3 protein-coding genes are annotated in these 4,870 nt (G+C 69.2%); all 3 read left to right on the top strand.

What is annotated here, in order from left to right; genetic code table 11:
• Nucleotides 1-236 precede the first annotated feature (236 nt).
• The 3 genes from EHS43_RS37450 (at nucleotide 237) to EHS43_RS37440 (ending at nucleotide 4,825) form a co-directional block, all read left to right on the top strand.
• Nucleotides 237-2,294 (top strand): M4 family metallopeptidase, encoded by a 2,058-nt coding sequence (locus tag EHS43_RS37450; protein WP_125195081.1) that lies wholly within the window; start codon nucleotides 237-239, stop codon nucleotides 2,292-2,294.
• 283 nt (nucleotides 2,295-2,577) lie between these two features.
• Nucleotides 2,578-4,245 carry a M4 family metallopeptidase gene (locus EHS43_RS37445; RefSeq protein ID WP_125195080.1) on the top strand — a complete coding sequence of 556 codons (1,668 nt, stop codon included), beginning with the start codon at nucleotides 2,578-2,580 and terminating at the stop codon, nucleotides 4,243-4,245.
• A gap of 70 nt (nucleotides 4,246-4,315) precedes the next feature.
• Nucleotides 4,316-4,825: a DUF1990 family protein gene (locus tag EHS43_RS37440; RefSeq protein WP_125195079.1), complete on the top strand. Its 510-nt coding sequence runs from the start codon at nucleotides 4,316-4,318 to the stop codon at nucleotides 4,823-4,825.
• Nucleotides 4,826-4,870 lie beyond the last annotated feature (45 nt).

The raw sequence follows: 4,870 nt of genomic DNA, 5'->3' as shown, positions 1-4,870 counted from the left end.
GGTTGATGTCGCGACCGCATATCGAACACGAACAACCGGACAACGGACCGTTTCCGGCCAACTTTCTGACGCGCTCCTGACAGATAGCGCAATCCACTGCCACTCTTCCCACGGCAACTTCACAGCAACCCCACAGCACCACCGTTCTGCGTACCTCCATGTTGTGCCCGGACGGTCGACCCACCGTCCGGTCTCCCCTGGCCGTGTGATCCGCGGCCGCGCAGAAGGAGTCAGTGTTGAGAGACAGTTCCTCCCACAGACGCACCCCCCACGCCCCCCACACCCTGCACCGCAAGGCCGCGGCCGTGGCCCTCGTCGGTGTCTCGGCCCTGATCGCCGCCGCCGTCCAGTCGGGCGCCGCCACCGCGGCCCCGGCGAAGGCACCGTCGGCCGCGAGCAGGGTGATCCCGGGCGCCGAGTCCCTCAGGCTCACCCCCGCCCAGCGCGCCGAGCTGATCCGCGAGGCCAACGCCACCAAGGCGGACACCGCCAGGGACCTCGGCCTCGGCGCCAAGGAGAGGCTGGTCGTGCGTGACGTCGTCAAGGACGGCGACGGCACGCTGCACACCCGCTACGAGCGCACCTACGACGGCCTGCCGGTCCTCGGTGGCGACCTCGTCGTGGAGACCACGAGGTCCGGGGCGACCGAGGGTGTCGTCAAGGCGACGAACAAGACCATCAAGGTCGCCTCCGTGACGCCGAAGGTGACCGCCGCCAAGGCCTCGGCCCAGGCGCTGAAGGCCGCGCAGGCGGCGGGCGCCGACAAGGCCGACACCAACCGCGCCCCGCGCAAGGTGATCTGGGCCGGCAACGGCACCCCGACCCTCGCGTACGAGACGGTCGTAGGCGGCCTCCAGGAGGACGGCACGCCGAACGAGCTGCACGTGATCACGGACGCGGCGACCGGCGCGAAGCTCTACGAGTACCAGGGCATCGAGACCGGCACCGGCAACACCATGTACAGCGGCACGGTCACGCTCGGCACCACCCAGTCCGGGTCGACGTACAACCTGACCGACGGGGCGCGCGGCGGCCACAAGACGTACAACCTCAACCGCGGCACCTCCGGCACCGGCACCCTCTTCTCGGGCTCCGACGACGTGTGGGGCAACGGCAGCGCCTCCAACACCGAGACGGCCGGCGCGGACGCGCACTACGGTGCCGCGCTCACCTGGGACTACTACAAGAACGTGCAGGGGCGTTCGGGCATCCGCGGTGACGGGGTCGGGGCGTACTCCCGGGTCCACTACGGCAACAACTACGTCAACGCGTTCTGGTCGGACAGCTGCTTCTGCATGACGTACGGCGACGGGTCGGGCAACACCCACCCGCTGACGTCGATCGACGTGGCCGGTCACGAGATGACCCACGGCGTCACGTCGAACACCGCGGGGCTCAACTACTCGGGCGAGTCCGGCGGTCTGAACGAGGCGACCTCCGACATCTTCGGCACGGCCGTCGAGTTCTACGCCAACAACTCCTCCGACGTCGGCGACTACCTCATCGGCGAGGAGATCGACATCAACGGCGACGGCTCGCCGCTGCGTTACATGGACAAGCCGAGCAAGGACGGGGCGTCCAAGGACAGCTGGTACTCCGGGATCGGGTCGGTGGACGTCCACTACTCCTCCGGTCCGGCGAACCACTTCTTCTACCTCCTGTCGGAGGGCAGCGGCACCAAGACCATCAACGGTGTCACCTACAACTCCTCCACCTCGGACGGCCTTCCGGTCACCGGCATCGGCCGGGACAAGGCGGAGAAGATCTGGTTCCGCGCGCTGACCACGAAGTTCACGTCCACGACGAACTACGCGGCGGCCCGCACCGGCACCCTCGCGGCGGCCGGTGAGCTGTACGGCACCACGAGCGCCGAGTACACGGCCGTGGCGAACGCCTGGGCGGGCGTGGCGGTCGGCTCGCGTCCCGGTGGCGGCGGTGGTGGCGGCACCTCGTTCGAGTCCACCACCGACGTATCGATTCCGGACAACGGGGCGGCGGTCAACTCGCCCATCACCGTCTCGGGGCGTACGGGCAACGCGCCGTCGAACCTCTCGGTCTCGGTCGACATCGTGCACACCTACATCGGTGACCTCCGGGTGCAGCTGATCGCCCCGGACGGTACGGCGTACACGCTGAAGGCGTACGGCACCGGCGGCAGCACCGACAACCTCAACACCACCTACACGGTGGACGCCTCCTCCGAGGTGGCCAACGGGACCTGGCAGTTGCGGGTCCAGGACAACGCGGCCCAGGACACCGGTTACATCAACAGCTGGAAGCTCACCTTCCCGTAGGCCCGCGGGCTCACGGACAGGGCGCCGTCCCGGTGGTTCGACTCCCCGGGGCGGCGCCCTCTTTTTGCCGGTCCATGACCGACGTCCTGTTGCCGCTTTACCCAGGTCAACTCGCTTTACATGCCTGCAATGTTCATCCAGCCGTCGACTTTCAGCCAACATCACTTGAGGGTCCTGACATGTACGCGCCTTGATGCCACGCTTCCTCACAACCGCCGCACAACTTCACAGCCACCCCGGAAGGCACCCCACGCCGACCGGGCTCCCCCACGAAGGAGCTTGTGTGACCCCCCTCTACGCGCGTCACAAGCGCACCACCCTGGCCATCGCCACCGCCGTCGCGGCCGGGGCCCTGCTCACCACCGGTCTGACCACCGGAAGTGCCGCCGCCGTGACCCCGGCCGAAGGCACCGGCAAGACCGCCCTCGCGGGCGCCCCGGTCCAGCTGTCCTCGGCCGCCCGCACCTCCCTCATCAAGGAGCAGCAGGCCGACGCGGGGACCACGGCCCGGGAGATAGGTCTCGGCGCCAAGGAGAAGCTGGCCGTCAAGGACGTCGTGAAGGACGCCGACGGCACGGTCCACACCCGCTACGAGCGCACCTACGACGGCCTGCCCGTCCTCGGCGGCGACCTGATCGTCCACGAGGCGAAGTCCGGTGCGACCGAGGGCGTCTCCAGAGCGACCAAGGCCACCATCAAGGTCGCCTCCGTCACCCCGAAGATCACCGTCGCCAAGGCCGAGACGCAGGCCCTGAGCGCCGCCAAGGCCGCGGGCTCCGACAAGACCGCCGCCGACGGCGCGCGCAAGGTGATCTGGGCCGGCTCGGGCACCCCCGTCCTCGCCTACGAGACGATCGTCGGCGGCTTCCAGGACGACGGCACCCCGAACCAGCTGCACGTCATCACCGACGCGGCCACCGGCAAGAAGCTCTTCGAGTACCAGGGCATCGAGAACGCGACCGGCACCGGCAAGAGCCTGTACTCGGGCACGGTCAGCCTGGAGACCACCCTGTCGGGCTCCACGTACCAGCTGACCGACGGCACCCGCGGCGGCCACAAGACGTACAACAAGGCGCACGGCACCAGCTCCTCCGCCGGCACCCTGTTCACGGACGCCGACAACGTCTGGGGCACGGGCGCGGCCTCCAGCTCCACCGCCGACCAGACCGCGGCCGTCGACGCCGCCTACGGCGCGGCGGAGACCTGGGACTTCTACAAGTCCACCTTCGGCCGCAGCGGCATCAAGAACAACGGCGTCGCGGCCTACTCCCGGGTCCACTACGGCAACGCGTACGTCAACGCGTTCTGGGACGACAGCTGCTTCTGCATGACGTACGGCGACGGCGAGGGCAACGTCAACCCGCTGACCTCGCTGGACGTGGCCGGCCACGAGATGAGCCACGGCGTCACCTCGAACACGGCGGGCCTGAACTACTCGGGCGAGTCCGGCGGCCTCAACGAGGCGACCTCGGACATCTTCGGCACGGGTGTGGAGTTCTACGCGAACAACTCCAACGACGTCGGTGACTACCTCATCGGCGAGGAGATCGACATCAACGGCGACGGCACCCCGCTGCGCTACATGGACAAGCCCAGCAAGGACGGCGGCTCGGCGGACTCCTGGTCCTCCTCCGTCGGCAGCAAGGACGTGCACTACTCGTCCGGCGTCGCGAACCACTTCTTCTACCTCCTCGCGGAGGGCAGCGGCGCCAAGACGATCAACGGCGTGTCCTACAACTCGCCGACGTCCAACGGCTCCACGGTCACCGGCATCGGCCGCGCCAAGGCGCTGCAGATCTGGTACAAGGCGCTGACGACGTACTTCACGTCGACGACCAACTACAAGGCGGCGCGCACGGGCACGCTCTCGGCGGCGTCCGCCCTGTACGGCTCCACCAGCGCCGAGTACAAGGCGGTGGCCGCGGCCTGGTCGGCGGTCAACGTGAGCTAGCCCCAGGGGCTTTGGCGGGGCGGTACCCGGGACGAAGGCATTCCCGGGTACCGCCCTACTCTTGGTTCCCATGCACTTCACGTACGACGAGGTCGGCGCGACCCGTCAGCAGGGCTACTGCCCGCCCGGCTTCCACCCGCTGCACGTCCGCACGCGCATAGGCGAGGGCCACGACGTCTTCCGGAAGGCCTCCGAGGCGGTCCTGACGTGGGAGATGCACCGCGCGCTCGGCGTGGGCATAGAAACCGCCGCGGAGCGCGCGGCCCCCGACGTGGACGTGACGGTCACCCTGGCGGGCGTCATCAAGGCCCCCTGCCGGGTGGTCTGGACCCTGGAGGAACACCGCCGTGCGGGCTGGGCCTACGGCACCCTCGCCGGCCACCCCGAGTGCGGCGAGGAGTCCTTCGTCGTGGACCGCACCGGCGACGGCACGGTATGGCTGACGGTGTCGGCGTTCAGCAAGGGCGCGAAGTGGTACTCCCGGGCGGGAGGCCCTGCGACCCGCGGACTCCAGCACGCCTACGCGCGGCGGTGCGGGGCCGTACTGCGCAGGCTGTGCGGCCAGGAGGACGCGGGCTGAGCACAGCGGCCCGGCCCGCGCCCGCCCCGCTCACCGCATCAGCAC

Source organism: Streptomyces sp. RP5T (assembly GCF_003933965.1).
In the GTDB taxonomy this organism is placed as follows: domain Bacteria; phylum Actinomycetota; class Actinomycetes; order Streptomycetales; family Streptomycetaceae; genus Streptomyces.
Note: the sequence above shows the minus strand (reverse complement) of the source record. Positions and strands in the feature narration are given on the sequence as shown.